This is a genomic window from Lentzea guizhouensis (genome assembly GCF_001701025.1).
Lineage (GTDB): Bacteria > Actinomycetota > Actinomycetes > Mycobacteriales > Pseudonocardiaceae > Lentzea > Lentzea guizhouensis.
In genome coordinates this window covers 476,164-491,447 of sequence record NZ_CP016793.1, presented here as the reverse complement: position 1 = coordinate 491,447, position 15,284 = coordinate 476,164, and the positions used below count along the sequence as shown (strand labels likewise).

At 69.8% G+C, this 15,284-nt stretch carries 18 protein-coding genes and 1 pseudogene; 8 read left to right on the top strand and 11 right to left on the bottom strand.

Going from position 1 to position 15,284, the window contains the following annotated elements; translation table 11 throughout:
* Positions 1 to 68: 68 nt before the first annotated feature.
* A pseudogene (gene cobT / locus BBK82_RS02350) lies at positions 69 to 1,100 on the bottom strand (nicotinate-nucleotide--dimethylbenzimidazole phosphoribosyltransferase); the annotation flags it as partial.
* An 11-nt stretch (positions 1,101 to 1,111) separates the two neighbouring features.
* Positions 1,112 to 1,651, bottom strand: coding sequence for a bifunctional adenosylcobinamide kinase/adenosylcobinamide-phosphate guanylyltransferase (gene cobU / locus BBK82_RS02345; RefSeq protein WP_065913499.1), 540 nt, complete (start codon positions 1,649 to 1,651; stop codon positions 1,112 to 1,114).
* Positions 1,652 to 1,667: 16 nt separating this feature from the next.
* On the opposite strand from cobU, the gene BBK82_RS02340 reads away from it, so the two are divergent.
* A complete protein-coding gene (locus BBK82_RS02340; protein ID WP_065913498.1) occupies positions 1,668 to 1,868 on the top strand; it encodes a hypothetical protein in 201 nt (66 codons plus the stop codon).
* A 14-nt stretch (positions 1,869 to 1,882) separates the two neighbouring features.
* Here BBK82_RS02340 and BBK82_RS02335 read toward each other — a convergent pair whose 3' ends face one another.
* The 3 genes from BBK82_RS02335 to BBK82_RS02325 are packed head-to-tail and all read right to left on the bottom strand — an operon-like array spanning position 1,883 to position 4,186.
* The gene (locus BBK82_RS02335) at positions 1,883 to 2,869 is read right to left on the bottom strand and encodes an aldo/keto reductase family protein (RefSeq protein WP_065913497.1); all 987 of its coding nucleotides are present in this window, start codon (positions 2,867 to 2,869) and stop codon (positions 1,883 to 1,885) included.
* A 33-nt stretch (positions 2,870 to 2,902) separates the two neighbouring features.
* Positions 2,903 to 3,523: a class I SAM-dependent methyltransferase gene (locus tag BBK82_RS02330; RefSeq protein WP_065913496.1), complete on the bottom strand. Its 621-nt coding sequence runs from the start codon at positions 3,521 to 3,523 to the stop codon at positions 2,903 to 2,905.
* Positions 3,524 to 3,538: 15 nt separating this feature from the next.
* Positions 3,539 to 4,186 (bottom strand): DUF3043 domain-containing protein, encoded by a 648-nt coding sequence (locus BBK82_RS02325; protein ID WP_065913495.1) that lies wholly within the window; start codon positions 4,184 to 4,186, stop codon positions 3,539 to 3,541.
* Positions 4,187 to 4,228: 42 nt separating this feature from the next.
* Between BBK82_RS02325 and BBK82_RS02320 the strand changes: the two genes are divergently transcribed.
* Complete coding sequence (locus BBK82_RS02320) at positions 4,229 to 5,263, top strand: glycerate kinase family protein (protein WP_065913494.1); 1,035 nt, start codon at positions 4,229 to 4,231, stop codon at positions 5,261 to 5,263.
* A 155-nt stretch (positions 5,264 to 5,418) separates the two neighbouring features.
* Entirely contained in the window at positions 5,419 to 5,787 is a 369-nt protein-coding gene (locus BBK82_RS02315) for a HesB/IscA family protein (RefSeq protein ID WP_065913493.1), read from the top strand.
* Positions 5,788 to 5,941: 154 nt separating this feature from the next.
* Here the strand turns inward: BBK82_RS02315 and BBK82_RS49625 are convergent, their stop codons facing one another.
* A complete protein-coding gene (locus BBK82_RS49625; RefSeq protein WP_154697001.1) occupies positions 5,942 to 6,115 on the bottom strand; it encodes a hypothetical protein in 174 nt (57 codons plus the stop codon).
* Between the two features lie 158 nt (positions 6,116 to 6,273).
* Between BBK82_RS49625 and BBK82_RS02310 the strand changes: the two genes are divergently transcribed.
* Both BBK82_RS02310 and BBK82_RS02305 read left to right on the top strand, forming a co-directional pair.
* Positions 6,274 to 7,206 (top strand): carbohydrate kinase family protein, encoded by a 933-nt coding sequence (locus tag BBK82_RS02310; protein WP_065920773.1) that lies wholly within the window; start codon positions 6,274 to 6,276, stop codon positions 7,204 to 7,206.
* A gap of 7 nt (positions 7,207 to 7,213) precedes the next feature.
* Complete coding sequence (locus BBK82_RS02305; RefSeq protein ID WP_065913492.1) at positions 7,214 to 7,978, top strand: class I SAM-dependent methyltransferase; 765 nt, start codon at positions 7,214 to 7,216, stop codon at positions 7,976 to 7,978.
* Between the two features lie 77 nt (positions 7,979 to 8,055).
* On the opposite strand, the gene asnB is transcribed toward BBK82_RS02305, so the two are convergent.
* A complete protein-coding gene (gene asnB / locus BBK82_RS02300) occupies positions 8,056 to 9,984 on the bottom strand; it encodes an asparagine synthase (glutamine-hydrolyzing) (RefSeq protein WP_065913491.1) in 1,929 nt (642 codons plus the stop codon).
* 167 nt (positions 9,985 to 10,151) lie between these two features.
* Between asnB and ctaC the strand changes: the two genes are divergently transcribed.
* On the top strand, positions 10,152 to 11,084 hold the full coding sequence (gene ctaC, locus BBK82_RS02295) for an aa3-type cytochrome oxidase subunit II (RefSeq protein ID WP_237048009.1): 933 nt from the start codon (positions 10,152 to 10,154) through the stop codon (positions 11,082 to 11,084).
* A gap of 13 nt (positions 11,085 to 11,097) precedes the next feature.
* Positions 11,098 to 11,514 carry a cytochrome c oxidase subunit 4 gene (locus BBK82_RS02290; RefSeq protein WP_065913490.1) on the top strand — a complete coding sequence of 139 codons (417 nt, stop codon included), beginning with the start codon at positions 11,098 to 11,100 and terminating at the stop codon, positions 11,512 to 11,514.
* 280 nt (positions 11,515 to 11,794) lie between these two features.
* Here BBK82_RS02290 and BBK82_RS02285 read toward each other — a convergent pair whose 3' ends face one another.
* From BBK82_RS02285 to BBK82_RS02270, 4 genes are all read right to left on the bottom strand, one after another.
* A complete protein-coding gene (locus tag BBK82_RS02285) occupies positions 11,795 to 12,466 on the bottom strand; it encodes a lysophospholipid acyltransferase family protein (RefSeq protein WP_065913489.1) in 672 nt (223 codons plus the stop codon).
* A 145-nt stretch (positions 12,467 to 12,611) separates the two neighbouring features.
* A complete protein-coding gene (gene trpD, locus BBK82_RS02280; protein WP_065913488.1) occupies positions 12,612 to 13,652 on the bottom strand; it encodes an anthranilate phosphoribosyltransferase in 1,041 nt (346 codons plus the stop codon).
* Between the two features lie 7 nt (positions 13,653 to 13,659).
* A complete protein-coding gene (locus BBK82_RS02275) occupies positions 13,660 to 14,070 on the bottom strand; it encodes a hypothetical protein (protein WP_065913487.1) in 411 nt (136 codons plus the stop codon).
* 64 nt (positions 14,071 to 14,134) lie between these two features.
* Positions 14,135 to 14,524: a hypothetical protein gene (locus BBK82_RS02270; protein WP_065913486.1), complete on the bottom strand. Its 390-nt coding sequence runs from the start codon at positions 14,522 to 14,524 to the stop codon at positions 14,135 to 14,137.
* A gap of 94 nt (positions 14,525 to 14,618) precedes the next feature.
* Here BBK82_RS02270 and ctaE point away from each other — a divergent pair, with 94 nt between their 5' ends.
* Positions 14,619 to 15,227, top strand: coding sequence for an aa3-type cytochrome oxidase subunit III (ctaE, locus tag BBK82_RS02265; RefSeq protein WP_065913485.1), 609 nt, complete (start codon positions 14,619 to 14,621; stop codon positions 15,225 to 15,227).
* Positions 15,228 to 15,284: the final 57 nt, after the last annotated feature.

Genomic DNA, 15,284 nt, shown 5'->3' with positions numbered 1-15,284 from the left:
TCGTCCTCGGGCGCGTCCGGGTCGGCTCCGTCGAGCTGCCGCTCCAGCACGTGCTGCTCCTCGCGGGCCGTGACACCAGCGCTCTCGAACGTCGCCATCTCCGCGAGCACCTTCACCGCCGACACCAGCAACGGCAGTGCCGCCACCGCACCCGACCCCTCACCCAGCCGCATGCCGAACTCCAGCAGCGGCTTCAGGTTCAGATGCCCCAGCGCGATCGCGTGCGCGGGCTCGGCCGACTCGTGCCCGGCCACCCACCACTCGCGCGCACCCGGCGCCAGCTCCTCGGCCACCACCGCGGCCGCGCCGACGACGACACCGTCGAGCACCACCGGTGTGCGGCGCACCGCCGCCTGCGCCAGGAACCCGGCCATCGCCGCGATGTCCGCGCCACCCGCGGTCGCCAGCAACGCCACCGGGTCGCTGATCACCAGCCGCGCCCGGCGCAGCGCGTCCCGGATCGCCGCCGTCTTGCGCATCCACGCCTGGTCGTCGATCCCCGTGCCGCGCCCGACGACCGCGACCGGCTCCGACCCGGTCAGCGACGCGATCAGCACCGCCGCGGGCGTCGTGTTGCCGATGCCCATGTCGCCCGCGACGAGCACGTCGGCACCCGAGTCGACCTCCTCGTCGGCGACGGCGCGACCGGCCGCGATCGCCAGCTCGCACTGCTCGCGGCTGAGCGCGTCCTCACGGTCGATCGACCCCGACGAGCGCCGCACCTTGTGCGCGCTGACCGCGGCCGGCGTGTCCGCGTCCACGGCCATGTCGACCACGCGCACGGTCGCGCCAGCGACCTGCGCGAGCACGTTCACCGCCGCGCCGCCGGTCAGGAAGTTTGTGACCATCTGCCCGGTCACCTCGCTCGGGTACGCCGACACGCCCTGCGAGGTGATGCCGTGGTCACCCGCGAACACCACGACCCGCGGCCGCACGAACGGCCTCGGCGGCACGACGCCCTGGCACGCGGCGACCCACGTGCCGAGCTCCTCCAGCCGCCCGAGCGAGCCGACCGGCTTGGTCAGCACCGCGTGCCTGGCCTCGGCCTCGCGCAGAACGGTCTCGTCCGGCGGTTCAACCGGAGGGAACTCGGTGCTCACCTGGTCACTCCTCAGCGCAGTTTCAGGGGGATTCCGGCGACGAGCAGCTGCACCTCGTCGCACACCCCGGCGACGCGTGCGTTGAGCGCACCGAGGTGATCGCGGAAGAGCCTGCCAGAGCGCGTCTGCGGAACGACGCCGAGGCCGACCTCCGCGGTCACCAGCACCAGCCGCGCCCGGCAGGTGGCGATCGAGGCGACGAGCTCGTCGACGTCGCGTTCGACCCGCTCGACGCTGTCACCTTCCCACGCGCCGGCGTCGTCCATGGCTCCCACCAGCCACGTCGACAGGTCGTCGACCAGGATCGGCGGGTCCTCGGCGGACGTCGCGGTGAGCAACGCGGACAGGTCGTGCGGCGCGGGCGCCTCGACGGTGTGCCACGTGGACGGCCGGCGGGCGACGTGCTTGGCGATCCGCGCGTCCCAGTCCGGGTCGTCGGGGTACCGGCGCGCCGTTGCGACGTATGTCACGGTCGCGTCCGTGAGCAGGCCTTCCGCGTGCGCGGACTTGCCTGAACGTGCTCCGCCGAGCACGAGTGTCCTGGTGGTCAAGAGTTAGCCTTCGTCCATGGAGTTCCGCTGGCGCTACCAGGATGCACAGGGCCGAGACGTGGCCGGTCCCGACGTGGTGTTCGCCGACCAGGCGGAGGCGGAGGAGTGGTTCAGCGCCGGGTGGCGTGACCTGCTCGACGCCGGGGTCGAGCAGGTCACGCTCCTGCGCGCGGAGTCCGAGGTGTACGGCCCGATGAGCCTGCACCCCGTCCAGTAGCGACAGCGCCGGGATCAGCCCTCGGCGGTCAGCCTCGGGTCGTCCGTGACGACGCCCTCGAGCACGCCGTCGATCTTCTTGAGCACCTCGTCGTCGAGCTCGACGTCGATCGCCTTGACGTTCTCGACGACCTGCTCGGGACGCGACGCGCCGATGATCGCGGACGCGACGTTCGGGTTCTTGAGCACCCACGCCACCGCGAGCTGCGCCATCGTGACGCCCACCTCGTCGGCGATCGGCTTGAGCTGCTGCACGGCGGTCAGCACGTCGTCGCGCATCCAGCGGGCGATCATCTTCGAGCCGCGCTCGTCGGCCAGCCGCGAGCCCTCCGGCGCCTCGGCACCCGGCAGGTACTTGCCGGTCAGGATGCCCTGCGCAACCGGGGAGAAGACGATCTGGCTCAGACCCTCGCGCTCGCAGACCGGCACGACCTGCGGCTCGATGACCCGCCACAGCATCGAGTACTGCGGCTGGTGCGACACGAACGGCACCTTCAGCTCGCGGGCCAGCTCGGCGCCGCGGGTGATCTGCTCGGCGGTCCACTCGGAGACACCGACGTAGAGGACCTTGCCCTGGCGGACGAGGTCGGCGAACGCCAGCATCGTCTCTTCCAGCGGCACGGTGTGGTCGTAGCGGTGGGCCTGGTAGAGGTCGACGTAGTCGGTCTGCAGGCGCTGCAGCGACGCGTTGGCCGACTCCATGATGTGCTTGCGGCCCAGCCCGCGGTCGTTGGGACCGCCGGGACCCGTGGGCCAGTACACCTTCGTCAGAACCTCCAACGACTCACGCCGCTGGCCCTTCAACGCCCGGCCGAGCACGGACTCCGCGGCGGTGTTCGCGTAGACGTCGGCGGTGTCGAAGGTGGTCACACCAGCGTCGAGGGCGGCCTTCACGCACGCGTGCGCCTGGTCCTCCTCGATCTGGGAACCGTGCGTGAGCCAGTTGCCGTACGTGATCTCACTGACGCTCAGGCCGCTGCGGCCAAGACGACGGAACTTCATACATCGGAGCTTAGACCCAGTTCCTTCGGCTTGCTAATGAACTTCGGGCGCGTCCCAGACCAGCGTGTACCGCCAGAACAACCGCCTGCGCACCCGTGCTCCCGGCGTGATCTCACTCGCCGCCGCGCGGATCTCGGCCAACGCCGGAGCGGTCCACACGACCGGCATCTCCGGGTCGTGCGACCCCGTGCGCTGACCGGTCAGCCACTTCACCAGCCCGACGAGCGCGTTCGCCGGCAACGTGACGAGCTCCATCGCCACGTCGGCCGGAGTGGCGAGCCGGTAGAGCCCGACGACGACCAGCCGACCGCCGGGCTTGGTGAGCTCTTTCAGCCTTGTCAGACCCTCTCGCAAGGGCAAGTGGTGCAAGCTCGCCTCGGACGTGACGACGTCGAACCGGCCGAGCTCGCGCGTGAAGACGTCGCCGTGGACCCACCGCACGGAGCTGCTCGTCGTGGCGGCGCGCTCGATCATGCGCTCGCTGGCGTCGATCGCCGTGACGCTCCCGGCCCTGATCGACCGCGCGAGCTCACCGAGCCCGCAGCCCACGTCCAGAACTGTCCCGGCCTCGGACGGCAACTGCCGGAGCAACCAGCGGCGGTACCACGCGTTGTGGTCCCACCGCAGTCGCTCCGGCAGCTGGAGTTTGCCCACCTGGTCGGCGGCGTCCTACTTGACCGCGTCGCCGGGACCCACCCGCGGCTTGGGGATGCGCAGCTTGCGCAGCTGGCTCGCGCGGATGAACGAGTACCAGCCGATCGAGATGCCCTTGATCGGCTCGGTCGGGAACTTCTCCCGCACCCGCTTCGTGACGATCCGGCCGAGGACGAAGCCCTCGATGATCATCGCGATCAGCATGAAGGTCGTCGCGAGCGTCGCGTACCGCTGGACCGCCAGCGACGGGGTCAGCAGCGCCACGAACACCAGGATCGCGAGCGGCATGAACAGACCCATGAGGTTGCGCCGCGAGTCCACCAGGTCGCGGATGTAGGCCTTGACCGGCCCGCGGTCGCGCACCGGCAGGTACTTCTCGTCGCCCGCCATCATGCGCGCACGCCGGTCGGCCGCGGCGGCACGGCGCTCTTCCTTGCTCACCTTGTTGCCGCGCATGCGCTTGAACGCCTCGCGCTGCGTGCGGGGCGGCGGCGGGACGGGACCGCTGCGCCTGGCCTGCGCTTCCCGGCGCTTCGGCGTCGCCCGGCCCTTGCCCGCGGTCCGGTTCCGGTCGAGCGGCTCGGCGAGCTCGGCCTCCGGCGCGGGTGCGTCGGTGGCGGTGGCGGTGGCGGTGTCGTCGGAGTTGCGGCGCAGGAACCTCACACCACCAGGGTAGGGCAGTGGTTCTTCTGTACCTTTCGCGAGGTGCGCGTACTCATCGCCCCGGACTGCTTCGGCGGCACCTTGACCGCCCGCGAGGCCGCCGAGGCCATCGCCACCGGCTGGCACGACGCCAAGCCCGACGACGTCGTCGTCCAACGCCCCCTGGCCGACGGAGGCCCCGGCTTCGTCGACGTCCTGCACGCCGCTCTGGACGGCGATATCCGATATGTCACCGTGACGGGCCCCCTGGGCACACCGGTCGAAGCCCGCTACCTGCAGCACCACACCAATGGCACGCGCACGGCCTACATCGAGTCCGCCGAGGCGTGCGGCCTGCACCTCATCCCGGCCGAGCTCCGCGCCGAGTCCTGCGAGACCGCCACCACCCGAGGCGTCGGCGAGCTCGTCGCGGCAGCCGCGGCCGACAACGACGTCATCGTCGTCGGCCTCGGCGGCTCCGGCACCACCGACGGCGGCGCGGGCATGCTCGCCGCACTGTCCGACGCCGCCGTCGACCTGACCGACATGTCGCTGGTGGCAGCGTCCGACGTGGAGAACCCGCTGCTCGGCCCGCACGGCGCGGCCCGCACGTTCGGCCCGCAGAAGGGCGCGACCCCGGAAGCCGTCGAACGCCTCGAAGCCAAGCTCGCCGCCATGGATGTGCTGACCCCGGTGTCCAACACACCGGGAGCAGGCGCGGCAGGCGGCCTCGGCGCCGCACTGCTCTCCCTCGGCGCCACCGTCGAGTCCGGCGCCGGCCTCGTCCGCGAGCTCACCCGCCTCGACGCCGCCCTCGACGACACCGACCTCGTCATCACCGGCGAGGGCAGCTTCGACTGGCAGTCCCTGCGCGGCAAGCTCATCACCGCCGTCGCCGCGGGCGCCGCCGACCGCGCCGTCCCCTGCCTCGCCATCGCCGGCCAGGTCACCGTCGGCCGCCGCGAGATGGCCGCCGCCGGCGTCCAGGACGCCTACTCCGTCTCCGAGCACGTCGGCTCCGTGCAAAAGTCGATTGCGGACGCCCGCAAAAGTCTCATTGCAACGGCCGGGCACGTAGCTCGCCAGTGGTCGCGCTGATATATCGGCCCGCTGATATATCGGTTCGCGGCGGTAGTGGTCTACGTGACGTTCGACATGCGGGCGCCTTGTGGGACCATGGGAAGTGGAACAAAGCGGGGCACGCCCGTGTTGTTGAGGGGCGAACCGCCCGCAAAGGACCTCTTAGGAGAGCCATGACGACCGCTCAGGATGCCGCTTCGACCTCCGAGGCGCCGACCCACGGCGTGACGCTGACCGAGTCGGCCGCCGTCAAGGCCAAGGCCCTGCTCGACCAGGAGGGCCGCGACGACATGCACCTGCGCATCGCCGTCCAGCCCGGCGGTTGTGCGGGCCTGAAGTACCAGCTGTTCTTCGACGAGCGCACGCTCGACGGCGACGCGATGGTGGACTTCAACGGCATGAAGGTCGCCGTTGACCGCATGAGCGCCCCGTACGTCGAAGGCGCTGTCATCGACTTCGTGGACACGATCGAGAAGCAGGGCTTCACGATCGACAACCCGAACGCCGGCGGGTCCTGCGCCTGCGGCGACTCGTTCCACTAAGGCGAACACGCGCGAGGCCGCGTTCCCGCATCGGGAACGCGGCCTCGCGCTGTGTGCACCAAAAAGTCGTGGACCAGGGAATCTGCCAGGCGATGTCCGGACAGACTGGGACCTGATGAGGCAGACCCCGAAGTCAGAACCGCGGACCTGGAGCTCAGACGCCGTACTCGGCCAGGCCCTCGACCTGGCTCGTGCTGCGGTCGTCGATCTGCCAGGACACGGCAGCCCGCGGGGCGGGCAGGGGGTGCTCGGGGTGGGTCAGAGCGAAGGGGAGCTGAGCGCAGTCGTCGATCAGCTCACTCATCGTGGTCGCCTCGGGGATCGTCACCGCTCGACCGTATGCCGGTGGCCTGACCTGCGGTAGCCCTACCAAACGGTAGTCTTCAGAGCTGCACTCGTCCGGGTGAGCTATCACGTAGAGCAACAAGAAATGAGGGCCGACTGGTGCCGGTAGCCGTGTGCGGCAGCATCGCGACCGACCATCTCATGCACTTTCCGGGCCGTTTCGCGGACCAGTTGGTAGCGGAGCGTCTCGACCGGGTGTCGCTGAGCTTCCTGGTCGACGACCTCGTCGTCCGCCGCGGTGGCATCGGCGCGAACATCGCGTTCGGGCTCGGTGTGCTGGGCGTGCGGCCGGTGCTCGTGGGCGCCGTCGGCAAGGACTTCGACGACTACCGCTCGTGGCTGGAGCGGCACGGCGTCGACACCTCCGGCGTGTACGTCTCCGAGGTCGCGCACACCGCCCGGTTCGTCTGCACCACGGACGACGACATGTGCCAGATCGCCTCCTTCTACGCCGGTGCCATGGCCGAGGCGCGCAACATCGAGCTCGCCCCCATCGCGAGCCGCGTCGAGAACCTCGAGCTCGTCGTGATCAGCCCGGACGACCCCGCCGCCATGCTCCGCCACGCCGAGGAGTGCCGTCAGCGCGGCTACAGGTTCGCCGTCGACCCGTCGCAGCAGCTCGCCCGCATGGACGGCGCCCAGGCGCGCACCTTCGTCGAGGGCGCCGAGTACCTCTTCAGCAACGACTACGAGTGGGAGCTGCTGCTGCAGAAGACGGGGTGGACCGAGGCCGACGTGCTGGCCAGGGTCGGCCGCCGGATCACCACCCTCGGCGCCAAGGGCGTCGAGATCGTCGACCGCGACGGCTTCTCGCTGCACGTCCCGGCCGTTCCCGAGGTCGCGAAGACCGACCCGACCGGTGTCGGCGACGGCTTCCGCGCCGGGTTCCTGGCCGGCACGTCCGCCGGGCTCAGCCTGGAGCGGGCGGCCCAGCTCGGTTCGCTGATCGCCGTCGAGGTGCTCGAAACCGTCGGCACACAGGAGTGGAAGCTCGAGCGCGAGCCGGCGCTGGCCCGCATCCGCGGCGCCTTTGGCGACGAAGCTGCTGAGGAGATCGCTCCCGTCCTGCCATGATCGGACGATGGGGACGTACCTGTTCGGCGACTCCGCTGAGTCGCTCGACCCGCAGTTCGACGCGCTGAGCTCCCTGCTCGACGCGGGCACCTTCGCCCGCGTCGAGCGGCTCGGCATCACAGACGGCTGGCGTTGCCTGGAAGTCGGTGGTGGCGGTGGCTCGGTGGCGAACTGGCTCGCCGACGTCGTCGCGCCGTCCGGCCACGTGACGGTCACCGACCTCGACGTCTCGCGGCTGGAGGAGCGCGACAACGTCACCGTCCTCGAACACGACGTGGTGTCCAACATCTTGCCGGGGAACGCGTTCGACCTGGTCCACGCCCGAGGTGTGCTCTTCCACCTCCCCGCCCGCGACCTCGTCCTGCGCAAGCTGCGCGACTCGTTGCGCCCCGGCGGCTGGCTCGTGCTCGACGAGTTCGACTGCCTCCCGCTCGAGGTGCTGACCGCCGCTCCCGACGACGCGAAGCTCATCATGCGGGTCAAGAACGCCCTGCTCACGTTGCTCGAACAGGCGGGCGCCGAGCTCGCCTGGGGAGCTCGCATCGAACGCGCGCTGGCCGACACGGGCCTGCACGACGTCAGCGGCTCGCGCGAGGTGCGGGAGTGGGAGGGCGGCTCGCCCGGCTGCCGGCTGCTCGCGACGACTGCTCGCCACGCGCGGGCGAAGCTCCCGCTCTCCGACGCCGAGTTCGACCGCTACCAGGAGCTCATGGCGGCGCCCGAGACCGTCGTCAGCTCATATGCGATGTGCAGTGCACAAGGCCGCAAGTAGCTCGCACACCGGCAGCAGAAACGCGCAAGGGCCCCTCCGCGGAGGGGCCCTTCCGGCTGGAGCTGGTCGGCTGGGGGCTAGAGCTTGACCGGGTAGTGCGGCTCCGGCACCACCGGGTGGATGCGGTCCTCGACGAAGATGCCGTGCCAGATCATGAACACCAGCAGCGCCCAGATGCGGCGGCTGTGGTCGAGCACGCCCGACCGGTGCTCCTCGATCAACCGCAGCACGGCCTGCTTGTCGATGTACTGGTCGGTCTGCGACGCACGCACGTGCTCGACGGCCCAGTCGTGCATCTCGTCCTTGAGCCAGTGCCGGATCGGCACCGGGAAGCCGAGCTTGCGGCGGTTCAGCACGTGCGCGGGCACGATGTCGCGGATCGCCTTGCGCAGCGCGAACTTCGTGGTGTCCTTGGTGATCTTCAGCTCGCTCGGGATCTGCGAGGCGATCTTGAAGACCTCCGGGTCCAGGAACGGGACGCGCAGCTCCAGCGAGTTCGCCATGGTCATCTTGTCGGCCTTGACCAGGATGTCGCCGCGCAGCCACGTGAACAGGTCGACGTGCTGCATGCGCGTGACCGGGTCCCAGTGCCGCGACTCGCGGTACGGCTGGGCCGTGACGTCCATGTGCGAGGTGTTCGGGTCGTACGTGCGCAGGACCTCGCGCAGCTGCGGGTCGAGGAAGATGCGCGCGTTGCCGTAGTAGCGCTCCTCCAGCGTCAGCGCGCCACGACGCAGCAGGTCCTTGCCGCGCACGCCCTGCGGGATCTTCGTCGAGACCTTGCCCATCGCCTTGCGCAGCGCGCCCGGCACCTTCTCGAACGCCGACAGCGACAACGGCTCGCGGTAGATCGTGTACCCGCCGAACAGCTCGTCGGCGCCCTCACCGGACAGCACGACCTTGACGTGCTCACGCGCCTCGCGCGCGATGAACCACAGCGGCACCAGCGCCGGGTCGGCCACCGGGTCGTCGAGGTACCAGGTGATCAGCGGCAGCGAGTCCATCATCTCCTGCGGGCTGACCGTGCGGACGACGTGCTTCACGCCGATCAGCGCCGCCGACTCGGCCGCCACGTCGACCTCGGAGAAGCCCTGGCGCTCGAAGCCGGTGGTGAACGTGATCAGGTCCGGGTTGTGCTCCTTGGCCAGCGCCGCGACCACCGTCGAGTCGATGCCGCCGGACAGGAACGAGCCGACCGTCACGTCCGCGCGCATGTGCTTGGCGACCGAGTCGCGCAGCGCGGCGGTGATCTCGTCGTAGAGCGCCTCCGCCTCGGCCTCGCTGCGGACCGTGCGCACCCGGAACTCCGCCGGGAAGTACCGCTCGAACCGCGGCGCCTCGCCGGGGACCAGCGTGAACGAGTGACCGGACTCGACGCGGTGGATCGAGTCGTGCAGCGAGTCGGGCTCCGGCACGTACTGCAGGGTCAGGTACTGCTGCAGGCCCCTGACGTTCATCTGCGGGTTGATGCCCAGCGTGCGGGAGATCTCCAGCAGGATCTTCTTCTCGCTGGAGAACGCGACCCCGAGCGCCCCCTGCGCCCAGTACAGCGGCTTGATGCCGAACGGGTCGCGGCCGCCGAACAGCACCCGGCGCTCGGCGTCCCAGATGATGAAGGCGAACATGCCGCGCAGCTTCGAGATCGCCGCGGCGCCGAAGTAGTGGTAGGCGGCGACGATCGTCTCGGTGTCGCCGTCGGTGTGGAAGACCGCGCCGTAGGACTCGGTGAGCTCGGCGCGCAGCTCCAGGTAGTTGTAGATCTCGCCGTTGAAGTTGATCGTGTACCGGTTCGGCGACTCCGGCGGCCCCCAGGTGAGCGGCTGGTGGGAGTGCTCGATGTCGATGATGGCGAGGCGGTTGAAGCCGAAGACGACCTCGTCGACCCGCCGCGTGCCGCTCTCGTCGGGACCCCGGTGCCGCATGCAACGCAGCGCGGCCTCGACAGCCGGGCGGGCGCTCTCGGCCTCGTTCTCGCTAGGGCAAACAAGTCCTGCCAGGCCGCACAAGGCTCTCGCACCTCTCAGAAATACGAAGGGGAAGACTTCAGTATGCCCAAGGGGCTCTGTGTGACCGAAACTGCACCGCAGCGGCGGTGCCCCCGAGGGGTGAGTCCTCATGCGCTGGGCTACGCTCCGCTTGATCCGTTGGCATGGAACGAGGAGGCGGGCGAGCAGTGGGCCTGAAGGAGGGCACCAGGGCATCCCGGCTGGCGAAGACCGCCGGGCTGGTAGGCCTGGTCGGTATCGGGGCCACCGGTTGCTCCACGGACGAGGTGCTGCGCTTCGGCTGGCCGGTGGCCGTCACGCCGCAGGCCGAGAAGATGCGCGAGCTCTGGACCTGGTCCGTGATCGCCGCGCTCGTCGTCGGCGTCATCGTGTGGGGCCTGATCCTGTGGTCGGTCGCGTTCCACCGCAAGAAGTCGGAGGAGCTGCCGCGTCAGACGGCGTACAACCTCCCGCTGGAGATCGTGCTCATCGTCGTGCCGACGGTGATCGTCGCGGTGTTGTTCTACTTCACGGCCGTCACGCAGAACTACGTGACGGACAAGTCGGGCAAGCCGGACGTGAACGTCGACGTCATCGCGTTCCAGTGGAACTGGGAGTTCCAGTACCCGGACCACAAGACCGAGGCCGGCAACGTCGTCAGCACGGTCGGCACCTCGGGTGAGATCCCGATCCTGGTGCTGCCGGCCGGCAAGCGCGTGCAGTTCACGCTGGAGTCGACCGACGTCATCCACTCGTTCTTCGTGCCGGAGTTCCACTTCAAGCGGGACGTCTTCCCGGCGCCGAAGAAGAACAACCAGGACAACGTCTTCCAGATCGACGAGATCAAGCGTCCCGGTGCGTTCGTCGGTCGGTGTGCCGAGCTCTGCGGCTCCTACCACGCGGTGATGAACTTCGAGGTCCGCGCCCTGGAGCAGGCGGACTTCGACAAGTACATCGAGTTCCGCAAGGAGATCAACGAGAAGACGGGCAAGCCGTTCACCACGGCCGAGGCGCTCGCCAAGGTGGGCTGCGCGGACTGGTGCTCGCCGCTGGCCACCACGACCACCCCGTTCAACACCGACCGGACGGCCCGCGAGGCCTCCGGCGCGGGCCAGAAGTAGGGACCGCCCCGCGATGAAGATCGAAGCTCGCGTATTCGACCTGGTGATGGCCTTCTCGTTCCTGATGGCCGTCGTCTACGGCTACTGGACGCACCGCGACACCGGTGCGGTCGAGCCCACCGGCACGGTCGCGCTCGCGCTGACCGGTGGCCTCGCGCTGATCGTCGGCACCTACTTCCGGTTCGTCGCCCGCCGCATCGAGGTCCGTCCCGAGGACAACCCCGAGGCCGAGGTCTCCGACGGCGCCGGTGAGCTGGGCTTCTTCAGCCCCGGCTCGTACTGGCCGGTCGGTCTCGCCGCCGCGGCGGCGACCGCGGGTGTCGCGGTGGCGTTCTGGCACGTCTGGCTGCTCGTGATCGCGATCATCCTCGTGCTGGTCGCCGTCGGCGGCCTGGTGTTCGAGTACCACACCGGTCCCAACCACGACTGACGCAGTCGCGGCCGACCAGCAAGAACCGATATCCGATATATCGGATGTCACCCAGCTCGACCGAGGCCCCCTCCGCCCGCGGAGGGGGCCTCGGCTGTTCGCGGATCCGGAAGCTCGCCGATATCCGACACGCCGTACATCGCGCGGTCACTCATCGCGAGCCGGCAATCGGCGCCAGACGCCGGAGAACGCACGGAGGCCCTCCCGCCGCCGACGTGGAGCCGGCGGGGGAGGGCCTTCCGAATGGTCCTGCGAGCAGCCTCAGCGGGCCGCTGACGCGCTACGCGGCGACCGGGGTCTTCTGGTACGCGTCGACGTACTCCTGGCCGCTCAGGTCCAGGATGCGGTAGATGATCTCGTCGGTGACGCTGCGCAGCACCGGCAGCGACTCCTGCATGCCGTCGTAGCGGCTGAAGTCGAGCGGCTCGCCGAACCGGACGGTCACCGGGACGATCTTCGGGAACCTGCTGCCGACCGGCTGGACCTTGTCCGTGCCGATGATGCCGACCGGCACCACCCGCGCCCCGGACTCCAGCGCCATGCGCGCGACACCGGTGCGGCCGCGGTGCAGCATGCCGTCGAGCGAACGGGTGCCCTCGGGGTAGATGGCGAACGCGTCGCCCCGCGCCAGGATCTCCGCGGCCGTGTCGAGCGCGGCACGGGCGTCGCGGCCCTTGCCGCGGTGCACCGGCACGTGGCCCATCGACGAGAAGAACCAGCGCGACATCGCACCCTTGAACCCGGTGCCGGTGAAGTACTCGGCCTTCGCCAGGAACGACACGCGCCGCGGCACCACCATCGGGATCACGACGCTGTCGATGAAGCTGAGGTGGTTGGCCGCCAGGATGACCGGGCCCTCGGTGGGGACGTTCTCCAGACCGTCGACCACCGGGCGGTAGACCATCCGGGCTGCGCGCGCGACAACATGCTTCATCACCGGGTAGAGGACCATGGCTCCAGCATTCCAGGTGGCGGTTGCCGTCGCGTTACCACGTGGTGCGCATCTCCAGGCCATCACTCGCTCGGACTACGCCCGAAGCGGAGCCGCCACCAGCTCGGTCACGCGCCGGACGCACCGCGTGACCGAACCGGGTGTCTCAGCCCTTCAGCGACGTCGAGAGCTCCACCCAACGGCCCAGCAGCTCGGCCGCCCGGCCGGAGTCGACCGCCTCGGCGGCACGGCCCAGCGAGGCCGCCAGGTCGGCGTGCAGGTCCGCGGAGAACCCGCCGTGCGCCGCGATGGCACCCGCCGCGTTCACGAGCACCGCGTCGCGCACCGAGCCGGTCTTGCCGGCCACCAGGTCGCGGACCACCTGGGCGTTGACCGACGCGTCGCCGCCCTTGAGGTCCTCCTCGCGCGCGGGCTTCACGCCGAGCACGGCGGGGTCGATGGTCTCCGCGCGCACCTCGCCGTCCTGCGCGAGCCACGCCGACGTCGTCGTGGTCGTGGTGATCTCGTCGAGGCCGTCGTCACCCCGCACGACCAGCGCCGTGTTGCGCCGCCGGGCGAACACGCCCGCGATCAACGGCGCCGCGGCCGCCCGCGCGCACCCGATCAGGCCGACCTGCGGCTGCGCCGGGTTCGTCAGCGGGCCGAGCAGGTTGAACGACGTCGGGATGCCGATCTCACGCCGCACCGGGCCCGCGTGCCGGAAGCCGGGGTGGAACACCGGCGCGAAGCAGAACCCGATGCCCAGCTCGGCCACCGTCGCCCGCACGCCGTCCGGCGGCAGGTCGATCGCGACGCCCAGCGCCTCCAGCACGTCGGCCGTGCCGCACTGCGACGACGCGGCCCGGTTGCCGTGCTTGACCACCGGCACACCCGCCGCGGCGGTGACGATCGCGGCCATCGTCGAAATGTTCACCGAACCGGAATGATCGCCGCCGGTGCCCACGATGTCGGTCGCCCGCACGCCCACGTCGAAGCGCCGGGCGTGGTTGAGCATCATCGTCGCGAGACCGTCGACCTCCTCGGGCGTCTCGCCCTTGGCGCGCAGGGCCACGACGAACGCCGCGATCTGCGCCGGCGTCGCCTCCCCGGACATGACCTGGTCCATGCCCCACGCCGTGTCGTCGGCGGTGAGGTCCACACCGTCGAGCAGGCGGTTGAGCAGCGACGGCCAGGTGCGCTCGCTCATCGCGCGATCAGCCCTTGACGACGGGAAGAGCCGAGCCCCGCAGCACCTCGGCCACGGTCTCGGCGGCGGCCAGCGGGTCCAGCGGGTGCACCAGCACCGCTTCCGCCTGCGACCAGGTCGCGAGCCAGCGGTCGTCCTTGCGGCGCACGGCCACGACGATCGGCGGGCAGTTCGCGATCTCGTCCTTGAGCTGGCGGGCGAGGCCCATGCCACCGGTCGGCTGCGCCTCGCCGTCGAGGATCAGCAGGTCGGCGGTGCCGTTGTCCACCTCGTACAGCACGTCGGCGATCGCGCTGGCCTCGATGTACTCGACCCGCGGCAGGTCCGGCGCCGGGCGGCGGCCGACGGCAGTGATGATCGTCTCACGCACCTCGGGTCGGTGGCTGAACACCAGGATCTTCGTGGTCTGCGTGCTCATCTCTCGATCCTCCACTGCGACTGCTGACTGGGTCGTGAAGAAAGTGACCAAGGTCGCGGCGATGCTATCGGTCCGGTTGCAGGGCGTCCCACCCCAGGGCTTCGCCGCCGAGCCGCTGCGCCAGCGAGGCCATCCGCGACCGCTCCTGCGAGCAGTGCAGCGCGTCCAGCTTCTGCACGCGACTGATATGCGATACATCACCGGAGGCGACCACCCAGCCGTCCGGCTCCAGCAGCTCACGCGCGCGTTCTACCTGCTCAGCGGGTATGCGCAGGTGGTGGCGCAGCACGGCGAGCTCGTCGGGCCGCCACCGCGAGGAACGCGCGAGCGCCGCCGAATCCGCCTCGACGATGTCGAACGCCTCGACCACCACGACGAGGTCCGGGTCGTCCACCGACAACGCCGGCTCGACCGGTCGGCGCAGCACGTCCCGCAATCGGCTCAGCAAACCCATCCGTTCATCTCCTCCGCGAGCACCCGCCGTGTGACCCAGCCGACCCATGATCCGCCCAGGACCCGATGGGCGGACGGAAATAGCGCAGGCAATAATGCTGCTCGTGACCACGGCAGCGCCTTCAATCGGCCAGCGCGTGCACTCGCTGAACCGCCCGAACATGGTCAGCGTCGGCACGATCGTCTGGCTGTCCAGCGAGCTCATGTTCTTCGCTGGCCTCTTCGCCATGTTCTTCACGGTGAAGGCCCAGAACGAGGGACCTTGGCCTCCGCCACCGACCCACCTGAACGTCCCCTACGCGGCGGTCTTCACGATCATCCTGGTCGCGTCGTCCTTCACCTGTCAGTGGGGCGTGTTCGCGGCGGAGCGCGGTGACGTCTTCGGTCTGCGTCGCTGGTACATCGTGACGCTGATCATGGGCGCGATCTTCGTGGGCGGCCAGGCGGGTGAGTACGTCGAGCTGGTCCACGCGGGGACCACGATCCCGTCGTCGGCCTACGGCACGGTCTTCTACCTGACGACCGGCTTCCACGGCCTGCACGTCATCGGCGGTCTGATCGCGTTCGTCTACCTGTTGATCCGGACGAAGCTCAGCAAGTTCACGCCGGCCCAGGCCACCTCCGCGATCGTCGTGTCGTACTACTGGCACTTCGTCGACGTCGTGTGGATCGGCCTGTTCGCCATCATCTACATCGTGCCCTGACCCAGTCGGCACACAGCCAAGCCACGAGCTCCCGAACTGACAGCAAGGGTTGCCGCA

Coding starts and splice junctions, on each gene's coding strand:
- BBK82_RS02285 (WP_065913489.1), bottom strand. CDS start 12,466: ATGGTCCTCTACCCGGTGATGAAGCATGTTGTCGCGCGCGCAGCCCGG.
- BBK82_RS02290 (WP_065913490.1), top strand. CDS start 11,098: ATGAAGATCGAAGCTCGCGTATTCGACCTGGTGATGGCCTTCTCGTTC.
- BBK82_RS02335 (WP_065913497.1), bottom strand. CDS start 2,869: ATGAAGTTCCGTCGTCTTGGCCGCAGCGGCCTGAGCGTCAGTGAGATC.
- BBK82_RS02270 (WP_065913486.1), bottom strand. CDS start 14,524: ATGGGTTTGCTGAGCCGATTGCGGGACGTGCTGCGCCGACCGGTCGAG.
- BBK82_RS02315 (WP_065913493.1), top strand. CDS start 5,419: ATGACGACCGCTCAGGATGCCGCTTCGACCTCCGAGGCGCCGACCCAC.
- ctaE (WP_065913485.1), top strand. CDS start 14,619: ATGCTGCTCGTGACCACGGCAGCGCCTTCAATCGGCCAGCGCGTGCAC.
- BBK82_RS02310 (WP_065920773.1), top strand. CDS start 6,274: ATGCACTTTCCGGGCCGTTTCGCGGACCAGTTGGTAGCGGAGCGTCTC.
- BBK82_RS02305 (WP_065913492.1), top strand. CDS start 7,214: ATGGGGACGTACCTGTTCGGCGACTCCGCTGAGTCGCTCGACCCGCAG.
- BBK82_RS02340 (WP_065913498.1), top strand. CDS start 1,668: ATGGAGTTCCGCTGGCGCTACCAGGATGCACAGGGCCGAGACGTGGCC.
- trpD (WP_065913488.1), bottom strand. CDS start 13,652: ATGAGCGAGCGCACCTGGCCGTCGCTGCTCAACCGCCTGCTCGACGGT.
- BBK82_RS02275 (WP_065913487.1), bottom strand. CDS start 14,070: ATGAGCACGCAGACCACGAAGATCCTGGTGTTCAGCCACCGACCCGAG.